At 67.0% G+C, this 14,216-nt stretch carries 12 protein-coding genes; 6 read left to right on the forward strand and 6 right to left on the reverse strand.

Annotation, left to right across the window (positions count from 1 at the left end):
• The first annotated feature begins 9 nt into the window (after nt 1-9).
• Both IFT60_RS05150 and IFT60_RS05155 read left to right on the forward strand, forming a co-directional pair.
• Nucleotides 10-906 (forward strand): 2-hydroxy-3-oxopropionate reductase, encoded by an 897-nt coding sequence (locus IFT60_RS05150; RefSeq protein WP_192050192.1) that lies wholly within the window; start codon nt 10-12, stop codon nt 904-906.
• Nucleotides 903-2,186 (forward strand): glycerate kinase type-2 family protein, encoded by a 1,284-nt coding sequence (locus tag IFT60_RS05155; protein ID WP_192050194.1) that lies wholly within the window; start codon nt 903-905, stop codon nt 2,184-2,186. The genes IFT60_RS05150 and IFT60_RS05155 overlap by 4 nt, the downstream gene beginning before the upstream one ends.
• Before the next feature lie 61 nt (nt 2,187-2,247).
• On the opposite strand, the gene IFT60_RS05160 is transcribed toward IFT60_RS05155, so the two are convergent.
• Nucleotides 2,248-2,484, reverse strand: a complete 237-nt coding sequence (locus IFT60_RS05160) for a hypothetical protein (protein ID WP_192050196.1) — start codon at nt 2,482-2,484, stop codon at nt 2,248-2,250.
• A 1,155-nt stretch (nt 2,485-3,639) separates the two neighbouring features.
• On the opposite strand from IFT60_RS05160, the gene proV reads away from it, so the two are divergent.
• From proV to IFT60_RS05180, 4 genes are all read left to right on the forward strand, one after another.
• A complete protein-coding gene (gene proV / locus IFT60_RS05165; RefSeq protein ID WP_192050198.1) occupies nt 3,640-4,869 on the forward strand; it encodes a glycine betaine/L-proline ABC transporter ATP-binding protein ProV in 1,230 nt (409 codons plus the stop codon).
• Nucleotides 4,866-5,951, forward strand: coding sequence for a glycine betaine/L-proline ABC transporter permease ProW (proW, locus tag IFT60_RS05170; protein WP_192050200.1), 1,086 nt, complete (start codon nt 4,866-4,868; stop codon nt 5,949-5,951). Before proV ends, proW begins: the two co-directional genes overlap by 4 nt.
• Nucleotides 5,952-5,970: 19 nt before the next feature.
• Complete coding sequence (gene proX, locus IFT60_RS05175) at nt 5,971-7,053, forward strand: glycine betaine/L-proline ABC transporter substrate-binding protein ProX (RefSeq protein WP_192050203.1); 1,083 nt, start codon at nt 5,971-5,973, stop codon at nt 7,051-7,053.
• 133 nt (nt 7,054-7,186) lie between these two features.
• Entirely contained in the window at nt 7,187-8,839 is a 1,653-nt protein-coding gene (locus tag IFT60_RS05180; RefSeq protein ID WP_192050205.1) for a glycoside hydrolase family 43 protein, read from the forward strand.
• An 8-nt stretch (nt 8,840-8,847) separates the two neighbouring features.
• On the opposite strand, the gene IFT60_RS05185 is transcribed toward IFT60_RS05180, so the two are convergent.
• The 5 genes from IFT60_RS05185 to dgoD form a co-directional block, all read right to left on the reverse strand.
• On the reverse strand, nt 8,848-10,119 hold the full coding sequence (locus IFT60_RS05185; RefSeq protein WP_197986222.1) for a GDSL-type esterase/lipase family protein: 1,272 nt from the start codon (nt 10,117-10,119) through the stop codon (nt 8,848-8,850).
• Between the two features lie 179 nt (nt 10,120-10,298).
• Nucleotides 10,299-11,213, reverse strand: coding sequence for a LysR family transcriptional regulator (locus tag IFT60_RS05190; RefSeq protein WP_192050207.1), 915 nt, complete (start codon nt 11,211-11,213; stop codon nt 10,299-10,301).
• A gap of 110 nt (nt 11,214-11,323) precedes the next feature.
• Entirely contained in the window at nt 11,324-11,959 is a 636-nt protein-coding gene (locus IFT60_RS05195; protein WP_192050209.1) for a 2-dehydro-3-deoxy-6-phosphogalactonate aldolase, read from the reverse strand.
• Nucleotides 11,946-12,866 (reverse strand): 2-dehydro-3-deoxygalactonokinase, encoded by a 921-nt coding sequence (locus IFT60_RS05200; RefSeq protein WP_192050211.1) that lies wholly within the window; start codon nt 12,864-12,866, stop codon nt 11,946-11,948. The genes IFT60_RS05195 and IFT60_RS05200 overlap by 14 nt, the downstream gene beginning before the upstream one ends.
• Nucleotides 12,860-14,023 carry a galactonate dehydratase gene (dgoD, locus tag IFT60_RS05205; RefSeq protein WP_374000571.1) on the reverse strand — a complete coding sequence of 388 codons (1,164 nt, stop codon included), beginning with the start codon at nt 14,021-14,023 and terminating at the stop codon, nt 12,860-12,862. Before dgoD ends, IFT60_RS05200 begins: the two co-directional genes overlap by 7 nt.
• Nucleotides 14,024-14,216: the final 193 nt, after the last annotated feature.

The raw sequence follows: 14,216 nt of genomic DNA on the forward strand, positions 1-14,216 counted from the left end.
GGAGACAATATGAGCAACATCGGATTCATTGGCCTGGGCATCATGGGCACGCCCATGGCGGGACACCTGCTGGCCGCCGGCCACACGCTGTTCCTGCATGACGTCAAGCCGCTGCCGGAAGAACTGACGGGCCAGGGCGCACGCGCCTGCGCCTCGAGCCGCGAGGTGGCGCAGCAGGCCGACGTCGTCATCGTGATGGTGCCGGACACGCCGCACGTGGCCGCCGTCCTGTTCGACGCCGGCGGCGTGGCCGAGGGCCTCACGCCCGGCAAGGTGGTGGTCGACATGAGCTCGATTTCGCCGCTCGAGACCAAGAAATTCGCCGCGCGCATCAACGCCCTCGGCTGCGACTATCTCGACGCGCCCGTCTCCGGCGGCGAAGTCGGCGCGCGCGCGGCCAGCCTGACCATCATGGTCGGCGGCTCGCCAGAGGCGTTCGAGCGCGTCAAGCCGCTGTTCGACCTGATGGGCAAGAACATCACCCTGGTCGGGGCAAACGGCGACGGCCAGACCACCAAGGTCGCCAACCAGATCATCGTGGCGCTGAACATCGAAGCGGTCGGCGAAGCGCTGCTGCTCGCTTCGCGCATGGGCGCCGACGCCGGCAAGGTGCGCCAGGCGCTGATGGGGGGCTTCGCCGCTTCGCGCGTGCTGGAAGTGCATGGCGAGCGCATGGTCAAGCGCACTTTCGATCCGGGCTTCCGCATCGAACTGCACCAGAAGGACCTGAACCTGGCACTGGCCAGTGCGCGCGAGCTGGGCCTGTCGCTGCCCAACACCGCCACCACCCAGCAGCTGTTCAGTACCTGCGCGGCCAACGGCGGCAAGGCCTGGGACCACTCGGCCCTGGTGCGCGCACTGGAGATCATGGCCAATTTCGACATTGGTGGTACGGTGCCGCAATGACGCATCCTCCTCCTCCACGCGCGCTGCTGCGCGCGATGTTCGACGCCGCCGTCGCCGCCGCCCAGCCGGCGCTGTGCCTGCCGCCGCACCTGCAGTCCTACCTTGCTGCGCCGCCGCGCGGGCGCACCCTGGTCGTCGGCGCCGGCAAGGCCTCGGCCGAGATGGCGCGCGTGCTGGAACGGCACTGGCCGGGTGCGCTGAGCGGCCTGGTGGTCACCCGCTACGGCTATGCGGTGCCGTGCGAACGCATCGAGATTGTCGAGGCGGCGCACCCGGTACCGGATGCGGCCGGCATGGAGGCCGCGCGCCGCATGCTCGAGATGGTCGACGGCTTGACGGCCGACGACCTGGTGATCTGCCTGATCTCGGGCGGCGGCTCGTCGCTGCTACCGCTGCCGGCGCCGGGCCTCGACCTGGCCGACAAGCAGCGCCTGAACGCGGCGCTGCTGGCCAGCGGCGCCACCATCGGCGAGATGAACTGCGTGCGGCGCCACCTGTCCGCCATCAAGGGCGGGCGCCTGGCCGCGGCCTGCCACCCGGCCCGTGTGCTCACGCTCCTGATCTCGGACGTGCCGGGCGACGACCCGGTCGATATCGCCAGCGGGCCGACCTGCGCCGACGCCACCACCTGCGCCGACGCGCTGGCGGTGCTGGGGCGCCATCGCATCGAGGTCCCGCCGCACGTGCGCGAGGTACTGGAAAGCGGCCGCGGCGAATCGGTCAAGCCGGGCGACCCGCGCCTGGCCGGTCACGCGATCCGGCTGATCACCACGCCGCAGATGGCGCTGGAAGCGGCGGCCGCGGTCGCGCGCGCGGCCGGGGTGCCGGCGCACATCCTGGGCGACAGCATCGAAGGCGAAGCGCGCGACGTCGGCATCGTCATGGCCGGCATCGCGCGCCAGGTGGCCACGCGCGGCCAGCCGTTCGCGCCGCCCTGCATCCTGCTCTCCGGCGGCGAGACCACGGTCACGCTGCGCGGCCAGGGGCGTGGCGGACGCAACGTCGAATTCTTGCTGTCGCTCGCCGTGGCGCTCGACGGCCTGATTGGGGTGCATGCGATCGCCTGCGACACCGACGGCGTCGACGGGCAGGAAGAGATCGCCGGCGCGCTGCTGGCCCCGGACACGCTGGCGCGCGCCTGGGCGCAAGGCATCCGCGCCCGCGCCAGCCTGGCCGACAACGACGGCCACGGCTTTTTCCAGGCGCTGGGCGATTCGGTGGTGTGCGGCCCGACCCTGACCAACGTGAACGACTTCAGGGCGATCTACATCGACGCCTGAGGGCGGGCCAGGTTTGCCTGGCCGGTATCGCTAGCGGATACCGGCCGGCTGTCCTTTGCCATCACGGCAAGTGCAAATCCAGGCTGAGCCTGCTGAGGAGGAGCCAGGTGATGAATCCCAGTCCCAGCAGCGCCAGCACGAAGATCGCGGCCACCTTGATGGCCCCGCGCAGTACCTCGCGCCGCTCTTGCTCCCTCCCCTTCTTCCCTTGGTCGTAATGCCACTTGACGGCAAAGAACATGCCCGTGCCCAGCACGAGAATCTTGAAGATGACGGCGACGACGGGGAACCATTCCATTGTTCTGCGTATTTCCAGGCTATTACTTGATACTATTTAGCGTGAGGAGCATGACCTCAAGACGCCCATACAGCAGCGCATTTCAGTTCAACGCCAGCCGGATTCCATGCGAGGACGGTCTTGCTGCACGTTCCACGGCATTCTACTCAAAAGCACACACCTTCCATCGGGACAAAATGTCCCAGTTGAACACCATGCAAGATGATGATTTGCCAATTTGGTTGCCGCGCCGGGCAGGTCAGAATTGGCTTCCACACTGCCGTGCCATTCACGGTCAGCGTCAGATCGGGCAGTAGCAGGTCCAGGCAGCCCGACAGTCGACCGGTAGTAGCCTGGAAAAGCGACGGCAAGATTTCCCTCTCCGGAAAAGCGTTCCAAACCTGGGCAGGTCCGCATCCCAGTCAGCCAAGTCGGTTTTTCCAAGAAAGAATGCACAGACCCGTAAGGTGGGCGGCTATACCCTGGCGCTTGATTGCTCGCCCCCTGGATGCCGCCCACGCGTTCAACCGCCCTCTGAAACTTCGCGACGAATCACCGGCTCGGTGAACGCGTGGGCGGCTCAACCGTCTCTGGTATGCAAATTGAAAAAGTGGAGCCGCCCACCTTACGGGTCTGCGCATCAGGCCGGGCCCACAGGCGAAAGCGGCCTTTGGCGCACGTTCATTTTTGCGCCGCGAACGTGCCGCAAAACTTTACTAGCACATTCCAATTCGGAACGCCAGTTGACTTTGATGTCTTTTTGCTCTACAATTGAGATCAATTTTACAACACACACCTTCAGTAAAACCGTTTTCCATGCACTGCGTGGCAAACAATCCAAGGCCCCGCGCCTGTCAGTTCATCGTTGACGCAGTTTTTTCGTCGACCATCCCGACGCCGTGTTTTGCACGGCGCCTGCGTGCCTAAAAGTCCTGAACCCAGCCTCTTTTAGCACGCACACAATTAACACGCACGACACCCCCAAACGGCATCTGCTCCGCCGGGATTACGTGTCTCACCCTTGCCGTCGCCAGCGCGCCCGTGCGCCTGTGCGTGCTCCGCCCGTGCGCCTTCCAGCGCCGTCGGCACAGGGTCTGTCGATTCCCGGCTCTAGCGATCCAGCGGCGCCAACGGCGCCGGGTTTCAACGCATTCGCCACTCGAAGGAGAACAATCAATGGCAAAACAAATCATCATCGACCGCGTCTTCAAGGTCTACGGCGACCAGCCCCAGGAAGCACTGGCGCTGGTCCATCAAGGCGCCGGCAAGCAGGATATTCTCGCGCAGACCGGCTGCACGATCGGTGTCTTCGACGCCAGCTTCACCATCGAAGCGGGCGAGATCTTCGTCATCATGGGCCTGTCCGGCTCGGGCAAGTCGACGCTGGTGCGCATGCTCAATCGCCTGGTCGAGCCGACCGCCGGCCGCATCCTGGTCGACGGCGACGACATCAATACCCTGCCGGACGCGCAGCTGCGCGCCTTGCGGCGCAAGGACATCAGCATGGTGTTCCAGTCGTTCGCGCTGCTGCCGCATGTCTCGGTGCTCGACAACACGGCCTTCGGCATGGAACTGGCCGGCATTCCGAAGGCCGAGCGCCATGCGCTGGCGCGGCAGGCGCTGGAACAGGTCGGCCTGGCGGGCTATGCCGCCAGCTATCCAGACGAACTCTCCGGCGGCATGCAGCAGCGCGTGGGACTGGCGCGCGCACTCGCTTGCGACCCATCCATCCTGCTGATGGACGAGGCGTTTTCCGCGCTCGACCCGATCATGCGCACCGAGATGCAATCGGAACTGCTGCGCCTGCAGCAAATAAAACGCCGCACCATTGTCTTCATTTCGCACGACCTCGACGAAGCCATGCGCATCGGCGACCGCGTCGCCATCATGAAGGATGGGCACGTGGTGCAGGTCGGTACGCCGGAAGACATCCTGCGCCAGCCCGCCAACGACTACGTGCGCAATTTCGTGCGCGGGGTCGATGCGGCGGCCGTATTCAAGGCCGGCGATATCGCGCGCAAGAGCCAGGTCGTGGTGGCGGAGTCGCCTGCCCGCGGTTCGCGCGCGGCGCTGTCGATGCTGGAAGAAGAAGACCGCGCCTATGCCTACGTCGTCAATCCGCGCCGCGAATTCCTCGGCATGGTCTCGGCCGATTCCCTGCGCAGCGCGCTCGACGGCCATACCGGCCCGCTCGGCCTGGCGCACGCCTTCCTGCCGGAAGTGCAGACCATCGATGCGGACGAACCCGTGGCCGGCCTGTTCGGCCAGGTGGCGCAACTGCCGTACGCGGTGCCGGTGGTGGGCGACGACGGCCGCTTTCGCGGCGCGATCAGCAAGACGACGCTGCTGAAATTCCTCGACCGCGATACGCCGCCGATTCCCGAAACACAGAAAGGACAAGCATGAATCCGAACAGCACGATCACCGTACAACCAGCAGCAGACGCGGCCCAGGCCAACCCATGGCTGCCGTCGCCGCCGGGCGACACTTCCTGGCTCGACGCGGCCGGACCGGCGGCCACACCCGCGCACGCCGGCGCTGTCGACCTGGCCCACATCCTCGATGGCGCACTGCCGCTGCAAGCCTGGATCAACGGAGGGCTGGGCTGGGTGGTCGCGCATTTCCGGCCGCTGTTCCAGGCCGTGCGCGCGCCGATCGACGCGGCGCTGAGCGCTGCCGGCGCCGTGCTGCTGGCGGCGCCGGCGCCGGTCGTGATCGCCATCATCGGTTTGCTGGCCTGGCAGTTCACGGGCGGTGCGCTGGCCGCCGGCACCGTGCTGGCGCTGCTGGCGCTGTCGGTGCTGGGCGTCTGGCCGGAAGCGATGGTCACCCTGTCGCTGGTACTGACCTCGCTTGGCTTTTGCCTGGCGATCGGCCTGCCGCTGGGCATCCTGCTGGCCAGCAGCGAGCGCGCGCAGAACACCTTGCGCCCGCTGCTGGACGCGATGCAGACCACGCCCGCCTTCGTGTATCTGGTGCCGGTGGTAATGCTGTTCGGGATCGGCAATGCGCCCGGCGTGATCGTGACCATCATCTTCGCGCTGGCGCCGCTGGTACGCCTGACCAACCTCGGCATCCGCCAGGTGCGCCCGGACCTGGTCGAAGCGGCGCGCGCGTATGGCGCCTCGCCCTGGCAACTGCTCACCCGCGTGCAGCTGCCGCTGGCGATGCCGTCGATCATGGCCGGCATCAACCAGTCGCTGATGCTGTCGCTGTCGATGGTGGTGATCGCCTCGATGATCGCGGTCGGCGGCCTGGGGCAGATGGTCTTGCGCGGTATCGGCCGCCTCGACATGGGCCTGGCCACCGTGGGGGGCCTGGGCATCGTGCTGCTGGCGATCACGCTCGACCGCCTGACGCAGGCGCTGGGACAGCCGCGCCGCGGCGTGCGCCACTGGTACCAGACGGGGCCGGCCGGTTTCATCTTGCGGCTTGTAGGCGGTAGTGCGCCGCGTGCCGAAGCGGCCGCGCCCATCACTGCACACTAATTAAAGAAAAAGGATCTCGATGCAGCATATTAAAAACTTCACACTCACCTGCAAGGCAAAACGCAAGTTCCAGTGGCTGTCGGCGGTAGCGCTGGCCGCCCTCACCTTAAGCACCAGCCTGGCCATGGCGCAAACGCTCGACACTGACCTGCCCGGCCAGGGCAGCCCGGTGCAGGCACTGCAAGGCTCGGTGGCCGAAGAATCCTTCCAGACCATGCTGGTGAATAGCGCGCTCGAAAAGCTGGGCTACGCGCCGCAGCCGATCAAGGAAGTCGCCTATCCTACCGCGCACGTCGCCGTCGCGAACGGCGACGCGACCTTCCTCGCGGTCCATTGGGACCCGCTGCACCAGGACTATTACGCGAATGCCGGCGGCGACGCCAAGCTGCTGCGCACCGGCCAGTATGCCGGCCCGGCCGCGCAAGGCTACCTGATCGACAAGGCCACGGCCGAGAAGTACAAGATCACCAACATCGACCAGCTGCGCGACCCGAATTTGGCCAAGCTGTTCGACCAGGACGGTGACGGCAAAGCCGACCTCACCGGTTGCGACCCGGGCTGGGGCTGCGAGGCGATGATCGAACATCACCTCGATGCCTACAAGCTGCGCGCGACGGTGCAGCACGTGCAGGGCAGCTATGCCGCCCTGATCGCCGATACCATCGGCCGCTACGGGCGCGGCGAACCCGTGCTGTACTACACCTGGACGCCCTACTGGGTGAGCGGCGTGCTGGTGCCGGGCAAGGACGTCGTCTGGCTGCAGGTGCCGTTCTCGAGCAATCCGCAAAAGGCGAATACCCGCCTCGGCGACGGCAGCGACTACGGCTTCGCGGTGAACACGACGCGCATCGTGGTGAACCGCGCCTGGGCCGAAAAGAATCCGGCGGCGGCCAAACTGTTTGAAGTGATGCGGCTGCCCATTGCCGACATCAATGCCCAGAACGAGCGCATGCGCAGCGGCGAAAACACGCAAGCCGACATCGCGCGCCATACGGCAGGGTGGATCAAGTACCACCAGCCGCTGTTCGACAGCTGGATCGCCCAGGCGCTGGCGGCCGCAAGGGCCGGCGTCGCTGTGGGTGACATCCACGCAGCAAGGTGATTCTTTCCAGTCCGCCCGCCAGGCAGGGTTTTCTTTCTGCTAATCTGCGGCGGCACAGGCCACAGTCGTAGCGGAGTACCAGTACGCAATGGACATGAAACAAACTCATCAAACCGAGAAAAAGATGAAAATAATGCATGCAAAACCGGCCGTTCTGGCGGGCGCGCTCCTGCTGCCGCTCGTGCTGGCGGCCTGCCAGTCCGCTCCTGTCAGCCCAGGCGTTGCCGCCCCCTGGATCGCCGACCTCGGCGATGGCCGCTACCAGAATCCGGTCCTGCATGCCGACTATTCCGACCCCGACGCGATCCGCGTCGGCGACACCTATTACATGACCGCGTCGAGCTTCAACGCGGTGCCCGGCCTGCCCCTGCTGACCTCGACCGACATGGTCAACTGGGAGCTGGTCGGCCATGCGCTGCCACGCCTGGTGCCAGCCGAACGCTATGCCACCGCGCGCCACGGCGAAGGCGTGTGGGCGCCCTCGCTGCGCCACCACGACGGCAAGTTCTGGATCTTTTATCCGGACCCGGACGTCGGCATCTTCGTCACCACCGCCATGAATTTCACCGGCCCGTGGAGCGCGCCGCGCCTGCTCCTGCCCGGTAAAGGCATCATCGATCCGACCCCGCTGTGGGACGACGACGGCAAGGCGTATTTGCTGCACGCCTGGGCCAAAAGCCGCGCCGGCATCAACAACATCCTGACCCTGCGCAGCATGGCGCCCGACGCCAGCCGCCTGCTCGACACCGAGGGCCGGACCGTCATCGACGGCAACCGGCTGCCGAACTACCGCACGCTGGAAGGGCCGAAGTTCTACAAGGCGAACGGCTACTACTACGTGTTCGCGCCGGCCGGCGGGGTCGAGGAAGGCTGGCAGTCGGTGTTCCGTTCGCGCAGCATCGCCGGGCCCTACGAAGACCGCATCGTCATGGACCAGGGCACCACGCCGATCAACGGGCCGCACCAGGGCGCCTGGGTACGCGCGCAGGACGGCAAGGACTGGTTCCTGCACTTCCAGGACCGCAAGGCCTATGGCCGCGTGGTGCACCTGAACCCGATGCGCTGGGCCGATGGTTGGCCGGTCATCGGGGAAGACGGTCCGCGCGCCGGCACCGGCCAGCCGGTGCTCACGCATGTCAAACCGGTGGCCGGCTCCGCGCTCAAGGCGCCGCCGACCACGGACGAATTCACCGCGCCGCAACTGGGCCTGCAATGGCAGTGGAACGCCAACCCCGACCCCCGCTGGGCCTCGCTGAGCGAACGTCCCGGCTTCCTGCGCCTGCACACCCAGGCCGCGCCGGCCTTTGCCGACTACGTGCGCGGCGCGCCTTCGCTGCTGGGACAAAAGCTGCCCGCGCCCAGCTTCGTGGTGAATACACACGTCACGCTCAACAACGGCGCCGAGGGCGACCGCGCCGGCCTGATCGTGAATGCAATGCAGTACGCCTGGCTCGGCCTGCGCAAGCGCGGCGCCGCCACCGAACTGGTGTACACCACCTGCACGCCGGCGAAGGAACGCTGCCAGGAAACGGGCACGGTGCTGCTGGCGGCGGCGCCCTCCTCGCTCTACCTGCGCATGCAGATGGCCGAGGGCGCGCTCGCCAGCTTCTCGTATAGCGTCGACAACGTCAACTTCGTGGCGGCCGGCCAGCCGCTGGCGATCAGCAAGGGACGCTGGGTCGGCGCCCAGGTCGGCCTGTTCAGCATTGGCAGCGGCAGTGGCAACAGCGCCGGTGCGCCGGCATCCAGCCTGGACGTCGATCACTTCCGCGTCAGCGCCGAATAAAAGCCGGCTTACTGCAGCTTCGCCAGGTCGATCGCCGCGGCCATCGCGGCATAGCCGGCGTCGTTCGGGTGCAAATGGTCGCCGCTGTCGTAGGCCGGGTTCATGGCCAGCGGATCGGCGGGATTTTGCATGGCGCGGTCGAAATCGACCACGCCGTCGATGTCGCGGTTGGCGCGGATGAAGGCATTCACGGCCTGGCGCTTGGCTTCGCCGTCGACCGAGTAATAGCCCGCCCCCTTGAACGGCAGTAACGTGGCCAGGTACACCTTGATGCCCCTGGCCTTGGCTTTCCCGACCGCCGTCGCCATCGCCGCGGTGATCTGCTGCGCACTGACCGCCTGCGCCGGGACGAAGCTGGCAAACCCGATGTCGTTGATCCCCAACAGGATGATGGTGTGGGTGACGCCCGCGACGTTGACAACGTCGCGCTCGAAGCGGCCGTTGCCATTCGGGCCGACGAAGTCGTTCAGCCAGCGATTGCCGGAAATGCCGCCGTTGACGACGCTCGTTTGCGCGAACCCGGCCGCCTTGAGCCTGTCGTCGAGCTGGTTCGGATAGCGCTTCGCCGCATTCACCGTGGAATTGAAGCCATCCGTGATCGAGTCACCGAAGGTCACGACGACCTTCGCCTGCGCGATGCTGATGGATTCGACCGCCGTCAATGCGTAATACGATTCGAGCTGGCTGGCCGCCGTGGTCGGGATCGCCGCCGCCGCAGACTGGTCGCCGGCACCGACGTAGGCGGTCTGCCGGCCCAGGGCATGGACCGTGGCGACCTCGGTGCGCGTGGCGAAATACATGCTGACGGCGACGTTCGACAACGGCGCCACCGGCAGGTCGATCGCGTCGCTCAGCATGTCGCTGCCGGGGGCCAGCGTCAGGCTGCGCTGGCCGCCGAAGGTCACTGCGCGGTCGGTGCCGGCATCGATATTCGATGCGCCGCTGCTGCGGGCAACGCGGATACCCGAGATTGCGATCGGCGTCTTGCCGAACAGGTTGGACACCTTGATGCGGATTGCGGTGCTGCCGAGCGACACCCGCACGACCTGGCGCACGGTCTGGTTGTCGAAGACCTGCACGGCGGGCGGCGGGAATCCGGGCAGCGACTGGGCGGCATCGGACAGCGCGCCGGTCCAGGAGGCGTGGTACCGGACTTCCTCGTCACCGCCGCTGCCGCATGCGGCCAGGCCGGCGCTGAGCGCCAGGACTGCGAACATCGATTTGAGGATGGTCCGGCGTGCGGAGCGGGACTGTGCTCTTTGCATCAGGGCGTGCGTCATGTTGGGTCTCCTGGTCTGCCCGTTCTTGCGACGGGCATGGTGTGGAATGGATTGACTGCTTCCACAGGGTCGAACTGCCGCCTTACGCGATGCTTACTTCGTCACCGTGGCTCCCGCGCGCAACAACACGACTCTGCCAGCTGGCGCATTCGCGAGATTTGTGCTTGGGGCCTGTCCCGCTAGCCCGTCGCGTCTTCCGCGAACAGTGCGGCGACCTGCGCGCGCAGCCAGCGGTTGCCCTCGTCCTGGTGGTAGCGCCGGTGCCAGAACATGTTGGTCTGCAGTGCCGGCAGCGCCAGGGGCGAGGCAGCGTACTGCAGCCCGAACGGGCCGGCGGCGCGCTCGGCCAGCTTGTGCGGGACCGTCGCCACCAGGTCGGTGCTGGCGACGATGTAGGGAACGGCGGCGAAATGCGGCACGCTGAAGCTGGCGTCTGTGGAGATCCCCACCGCCTCGAGCGCGGTGCGGATGTCGTCGTAGGGGCTTTCCATCGCCGTCACCACCAGGTGCCGCGCCGCGGCCAGGCGTTCGCGTGTCAGCGCGCCTGCGCCCAGCGGATGGCCGCGCCGCAGCAGGCTGACGTAGGCCTGGCGGAACAGGCGGCGCTGGTAGAAGCTCGCGGGCACGTCGCCAAAGGCGCCGATCGCCATGTCTACCCTGCCCGCTTCCATCTCCGCGCGCAGGTCGACTATGCCGGCGCGCACCGACGCCACGTTGACCTGCGGCGCCAGTGTCATGCAGTGTTCGACCAGCCCCGGCATGAAATAGGTTTCGCCGACGTCGGTCATGGCGATGGCGAAGCGGCGCCGGCTGCTGGCGGGATCGAACGGTAACTCGGGCCGCAGCGCCAGTTCCAGGCTGGCCAGCGCCGCGGCGACCGGCTCGGCCATCTGCTCGGCATACGGCGTGGGCTGCATGCCGTCGGCCGTGCGCACGAACAGTTCGTCACCGACCGCCCGGCGCAGGCGCGCCAGCGCATTGCTGACGGCCGACTGGGTCAGGCGCAGGCGCTTGGCCGCGCTCGAGATCTGGCGTTCGCGAAAGACTTCGCGGAAGACCAGCAGCAGGTTCAGGTCCAGCTCGCGCAGCTCCATGGACGCCCTTTGTATTCACGTTATAAATAGTCAGCAGTTCTCTATTTATACCGCAAATATCATTACCCTTGCTCCGTCGCGGCCGACACGCGGCAGGCAGGCCGTGCGGGTCATCGTGCAAGCTGCTCCTGGCGCGCGCCGTTCCAGGCCGCGACATAGGCGGCGGCACGGCGGGCGATCGTGGACTGGTCGCAGCCTGGCTGGTACAGGGCGCTGCCGATGCCGAAACCGGTCGCGCCCGCGGCCAGCCAGGGCGCGATCGATTCGGGGGCGATGCCGCCCACGGGCCACAACGGCGTCGCCGGCGGCAGCACGCTCGTCATCGCTTTCAGCCCCTTCTGTCCGACCATCTCGGCGGGGAAGATTTTCAGCGCATGGGCGCCGGCAGCCAGTGCGGCGAACGCCTCGGTCGGCGTGGCCACGCCCGGCGCGCACAGCATGCCGAGGTCGACGCCACGGCGAATGACCTCCGGATTGGAATTGGGCGCCACCAGCAGGCGCCCGCCAGCCGCCGCGACCTGGTCGACCTGCGCGGCAGTGAGGATGGTGCCGCCGCCGACCAGTGCGTCCTGGGGGGCGATCTCGACCAGCGCCCGGATCGCCTCGAGCGCGCCGGGCCGGTTCAAGGGCACCTCCAGCAGGCGGAAACCCGCATCGAACAATGCGGCGCCGATTGACGGGGCTTCCGCCGCGGTGAGTCCGCGCAGGATCGCCACCAGCGGGACCACGGAATCATTCAGTTGCATCGTCTCGTCCTTTGTCCAGGAACAGCGCGAGCGCTGCGATGTACACCTCGTCGGGATCGAGCACCACCGGAACGAGCCCGAAGGTCCGGGCCGCGACGACGTAGCGCTCGGACAGTGCCGGCGCGCCGATGATGTGCAGGTCCGCCGGGTTTCCCGCCGCGTCCCGGCACTGGCGGTCTTGCGCGAATTCGCTGCCGATGAGCAGGCCGCTGACGTAGGAGCGGGCGGCCCCCGGAGACATGGCCCCGGTCACGACACGGGCGCGCGCGCCGAACAGGCTGTGGGTCAGCGGCAGCTGGCGGCGGGCGGCGTCCAGTCCCGCCGAGAATGCAGCTTCGTCGAGCGGCGCCGGCGCCAGCATGGCGCTCAGCGTCCCCCTTTGTCCAAGCAGTGCGAACAGCTCGCCGGTCATGAACGTGAAAAATTCGGCGATGCGCCCGGCCTGCATGCGCACCCATTTGCAGTGGGTTCCCGGCAGCAGCACCCATCCATCTTGCACGCCCCCGGCAAGCGCGCCGAGCAGCTGGACTTCCTCGCCGCGCATGACGTCGACATGCTCGCCCTGGCTGCGGTAACCGGGCACGATGGCGCACCTGGCCTGTCTCGCGACGGGTACCTGGTGCCCGGGCAAGCGTTCGAGCGGCGTCTCGATGCCGAGGTAGGGCACCTCCTGCCAGCCGCTCGCCGAGCCGACCATGCCCGACATCAGCACCGGCACATCGTCTCCCACATCCATCCGCCGGCGCAAGGCCGCCAGCGACGCGGCAAAATTCCCGCCAATGGCCAGCACGCCCTCCGCGTCGGCATGGCGGCCGATACAGGCGCCGTGCCGGTCCAGCAGGTAGGCGCGGCGGTTGCTGGTTCCCCAATCGATGCCCAGCAGGGCTGGATGCGCCGGGTTCACCATTCCGCCACGCTGCCGTCGGCGTGGCGCCACAGGGGGTTGCGCCAGTCCGGCGCGTTCCTGGCGGCGTCGATCACGCGCGCTTCATCGATGACGACGCCCAGTCCCGGCAGGGGCAAGGGCGCCATGTAGCCGTCGGTCATGTTGAAATCCTCCTTGTTGACCACATAGTCGAGCAGCTCGGCGCCGCCATTGTAGTGAATGCCCATGCTCTGCTCCTGCAGCACTGCGTTGTAGGCGACGAAATCGACGGCGAGGCAGGCGGCCAGCGCAACCGGACCAAGTGGGCAATGCGGCGCCAGGGCGACGTCGTAGGCTTCGGCCATCGCCGCGATCTTCACGCATTCCGTGATGCCGCCGGCGTGCGAGACGTCCGGCTGGACGATCGACAGGCCGCCACGCTCGAACACGTGCTTGAACTCGAAGCGCGAATACATGCGCTCCCCCGCCGCGATCGGAATGAAGGTCGACTCGGCCAGGCGCGCGTAATGTTCGTAATGCTCGGCCAGGACCGGCTCTTCGATGAACAAGGGGCGGAAAGGTTCCAGTTCGCGCAGCAGCGGCTTGGCCATCGGCACCGCCACGCGGCCATGGAAATCGAGGCCGAATTCGATGGCGTCGCCGAAGGTCGCGCGAATCTCGGCGATGCGCGCGACGACCGCGTCCACCGCCTTGACGCTGTCGACCATGCGCAGCTCTTCGGCGCCGTTCAGCTTGAAGGTATCGAAGCCGCCGAGGCGCAAGGCGTCGATGCAGGCGATGACCTGCGCCGGCCGGTCGCCGCCGACCCAGCTGTACATCTTCATCCTGTCGCGCACGCGGCCGCCCAGCAGTTCGTAGACGGGCTTGCCGAGCACCTTGCCCTTGATGTCCCAAAGCGCCTGGTCGATGCCGGCGATCGCGCTCATCAGGATGGCGCCGCCACGATAGAAGCCGCCGCGGTACATGGTGCTCCACAGGTCATTGATGCGCGCCGGATCGCTGCCGACGAGGACATCGGACAATTCGTGCACCGCGGTCTCGACGGTACGAGCGCGCCCTTCGATCACCGGCTCTCCCCAGCCGGTAACGCCTTCGTCGGTCTCGATCTTCAGCAGCAGCCAGCGCGGCGGAACACGGTAGGTGGTGAGTCTGGTGATTTTCATGTGGTCTGGTCTGATCCGGCGCCGATACGAAGCACGAGTCTACCCGCCAGGCGCCGGCGCGAGGTACAAGGAAACGCTTGCGAGCCATGTCGAATTTGCATGGCAGCGCAGCAGCCGTCCGCCGGCATGGCCCGCGAAACCTTGCGCCCGCCCTCGCAAAGTCGGCATAATCGCTCGCGACCCAGCTTGCAGCAACGACCAGCCCACC

Source organism: Massilia sp. CFBP 13721 (assembly GCF_014842025.1).
Lineage (GTDB): Bacteria > Pseudomonadota > Gammaproteobacteria > Burkholderiales > Burkholderiaceae_D > Telluria.

Bases quoted from the DNA above. Each gene is read 5' to 3' on its own strand.
- IFT60_RS05150 (WP_192050192.1), top strand. From the start codon at position 10: ATGAGCAACATCGGATTCATTGGCCTGGGCATCATGGGCACGCCCATG.
- IFT60_RS05155 (WP_192050194.1), top strand. From the start codon at position 903: ATGACGCATCCTCCTCCTCCACGCGCGCTGCTGCGCGCGATGTTCGAC.
- IFT60_RS05160 (WP_192050196.1), bottom strand. From the start codon at position 2,484: ATGGAATGGTTCCCCGTCGTCGCCGTCATCTTCAAGATTCTCGTGCTG.
- proV (WP_192050198.1), top strand. From the start codon at position 3,640: ATGGCAAAACAAATCATCATCGACCGCGTCTTCAAGGTCTACGGCGAC.
- proW (WP_192050200.1), top strand. From the start codon at position 4,866: ATGAATCCGAACAGCACGATCACCGTACAACCAGCAGCAGACGCGGCC.
- proX (WP_192050203.1), top strand. From the start codon at position 5,971: ATGCAGCATATTAAAAACTTCACACTCACCTGCAAGGCAAAACGCAAG.
- IFT60_RS05180 (WP_192050205.1), top strand. From the start codon at position 7,187: ATGCATGCAAAACCGGCCGTTCTGGCGGGCGCGCTCCTGCTGCCGCTC.
- IFT60_RS05185 (WP_197986222.1), bottom strand. From the start codon at position 10,119: ATGACGCACGCCCTGATGCAAAGAGCACAGTCCCGCTCCGCACGCCGG.
- IFT60_RS05190 (WP_192050207.1), bottom strand. From the start codon at position 11,213: ATGGAGCTGCGCGAGCTGGACCTGAACCTGCTGCTGGTCTTCCGCGAA.
- IFT60_RS05195 (WP_192050209.1), bottom strand. From the start codon at position 11,959: ATGCAACTGAATGATTCCGTGGTCCCGCTGGTGGCGATCCTGCGCGGA.
- IFT60_RS05200 (WP_192050211.1), bottom strand. From the start codon at position 12,866: ATGGTGAACCCGGCGCATCCAGCCCTGCTGGGCATCGATTGGGGAACC.